Below are 1645 nucleotides of genomic sequence, written 5' to 3' on the forward strand. Positions count from 1 at the left end.
GTCCTGGCCCCGTCCGCGTGAAGTGCTGGTCACTGCTGGTCTCCGATTGTTCGTGCATGGGGGATGCGATCGGGCCCCTGGCCAGAAGTGCCGGGCGGTGCGGAGTGTCCGGTGATGGGCGCGTCGGAAAGGTGCCGGATCGCGAGCTCGAGAAGCTCCCGCTCGGATTCGAGACGTTCCTGTTCGGCGAGCAGCTCGGCGCGGTAGCGGCCTTTGGCTGGTGGGTGGTGCTCCAGCACGAAGACGCCGGCACTTGGGGCCGCAGGACGGGAGTAGCCGTCGAGCTGGCGGAACACCAGAGCTTGCTCCTTGGCCACTTCGTCGCGGCGGTCGCGTACCTCGCGCGTACTCAGTCCAATACGCCGGGCACTTTGCAGCACGCGCACTGTCACGGCGCGCAGACGGGCATCGTCCAGGTCCACGTTCCTGCTCCAAATGTCTTGTCGAGCGCGCGCGATCAGTCCTGTAGGGGTGATCGCAGGAGAGGGAGCACGCCTTCGCGTGCACTGCCGGAGGAGTGGCCGGTCCTGGGCGGGAGTCGCCGCGACGGATTGGTGAGAGCATCTGTTGCCGTCCGGTTCGTCCTGGTGGGCGAACTCGGTCGGCTCACTGAGGAGTCGAACGCGTCCGTCTTGGCGCGGTTACTCGCAGCTGTGGCGCGTGTTTCGCCAGTCCTTGCCAGAGCTTCTGCCAGCCTGACGAGCGGGTGCTCCGGGTCAGCGTGACCCGGAGCACCCGTGACCTCAGCTCGTGCGCCTGCGGCGCGCGCTGACGACGATGCCGCCACCGGCCGCGAGCAGCACCACGGCCCCCAGGGCGAGGAACGCCGTGTCGCTGCCCGTGATCGCCAGCCCCGACCTTCCGTCACCGCCGGCAGGGCGAATCTCGGTGCTCGTGGTGCATCCCTTGTCGTGTGACGACGGCGAGCAGTTCGTGCCGGGAGTGCCCGGGTCCGCGACAACGGTGTTGAGCAGCTTGCGGTCACCGGTGTCGGGGTGGTTGACGGTCACGGTGTACCGCAGGGTTGCGGTCGCGCCCGGGGCGAGGTCAACAGACCAGCCCAGGACGCCCTTCGTCATGCCGACCTGACCGGTACTTGCCTGGACCGAACCGGGGTCGAAGGTGGCGTCGTCCAGGATCCTCGCAAGGTCATCGCTGAGGTGCGCGTCCGTGTACTCGACGTTGGTCGGGTTGGTCACCGTGATGACGTAACCGACGTGGTCGCCCGGCTCGGCCGTGGCCGTGTCGGTGTTCTTGGTGATCGTCAGGGCAGGGTCTTGAGCCCCTGTGGGAACGTCCGAGACGCAGTTCGGGTCGGTGGACGCAGCTGGGCAGTTGCCGTTCGGATCGCCACCGTCATCGTCGGCGACCTGGACGACCGCGTTGGTCATTCGATGGTCTCCGCGGCCGTCGGTCGCGACCTTCACCTGATAGGTGATCGTCGCCGTCGTGCCGGCCGGGACGTCGCCGCGCCATGTGAGGGTGTGGACCCCGTCGAACGTTGCCGTGCCGACGTTGGCGTGGACCGAGGAGGTCACGATCGTCGCGTCGTCGAGCACCTTCGACATGTCGTCGGTGAGGTTCGCACCCGGGTAGTCCGCGTTGGTCGGGTTGGTTGCCGTGATCGTGTAGGTCACGGTGTCTC

The 1645-nt window shown here is 67.5% G+C and carries 1 protein-coding gene and 1 pseudogene; both read right to left on the reverse strand.

Annotated features, from left to right (window positions below; all coding sequences use genetic code 11):
- Nucleotides 1-29: 29 nt before the first annotated feature.
- Nucleotides 30-422: a hypothetical protein gene (locus ACFCZN_RS21245; RefSeq protein ID WP_430558085.1), complete on the reverse strand. Its 393-nt coding sequence runs from the start codon at nucleotides 420-422 to the stop codon at nucleotides 30-32.
- Between the two features lie 321 nt (nucleotides 423-743).
- Nucleotides 744-1645 (reverse strand): annotated as a pseudogene (locus tag ACFCZN_RS21250) (hypothetical protein); the annotation flags it as partial.

This window comes from Isoptericola sp. NPDC056134 (genome assembly GCF_042264825.1).
In the GTDB taxonomy this organism is placed as follows: Bacteria; Actinomycetota; Actinomycetes; order Actinomycetales; family Cellulomonadaceae; genus Isoptericola; species Isoptericola nanjingensis.